This is a genomic window from Blautia sp. DFI.9.10, assembly GCF_024461705.1.
GTDB classification, from domain to species: Bacteria; Bacillota; Clostridia; order Lachnospirales; family Lachnospiraceae; genus Blautia_A; species Blautia_A fusiformis.
The window spans coordinates 1-543 of the sequence record NZ_JANGAA010000057.1; the positions used below are offsets into that span (position 1 = coordinate 1).

At 43.6% G+C, this 543-nt stretch carries 1 protein-coding gene; it reads left to right on the forward strand.

All coding sequences use genetic code 11. The features are described 5' to 3' along the window. The coding region (locus tag NE671_RS15705) for an RNA-guided endonuclease TnpB family protein (RefSeq protein WP_173723570.1) at positions 1 to 438 on the forward strand (438 nt) is incomplete at its 5' end. Positions 439 to 543 lie beyond the last annotated feature (105 nt).

Consider the following 543-nt stretch of genomic DNA (forward strand, 5'->3'; position numbering starts at 1 on the left):
AAAGATTCCCATAACCGCGAGAAGCAGCGGATCAGGGTGGCAAGAGTGTATGAGAAAGTAACCAATCAGCGGAATGATTTCCTGCAGAAACAGTCAACGATGCTGGTGCGTGAAAACCAAACCATCTGTATTGAAGATCTGAATGTTAAGGGGATGATCCGGAATCATAAACTGTCAAAATCGATAGCGAGTGTTTCCTGGGCAAAATTTTTTGAAATGCTGGAATATAAAGCTGGCTGGTATGGAAATGAAATTCACAGAGTACCAACGATGTATCCGAGCAGTCAGACCTGCAGCTGTTGTGGCTACAGAAATCCACGGATAAAAAATCTGGGCATTCGTATCTGGGAGTGTCCCAAATGCCATGCGGTTCATGACCGGGATACGAATGCAAGTATCAATATTCTGAAAAAAGGACTGCAGATGCAGTCTGCATAAAGATAAAAACTGTACCGTAGGGCATACGGGAACAGTATAAATATAGCTTGTGGACACTGTGTAAGACATTGCAGTACCGTAAGGTGTTTGCCAATGCAGTAGTGG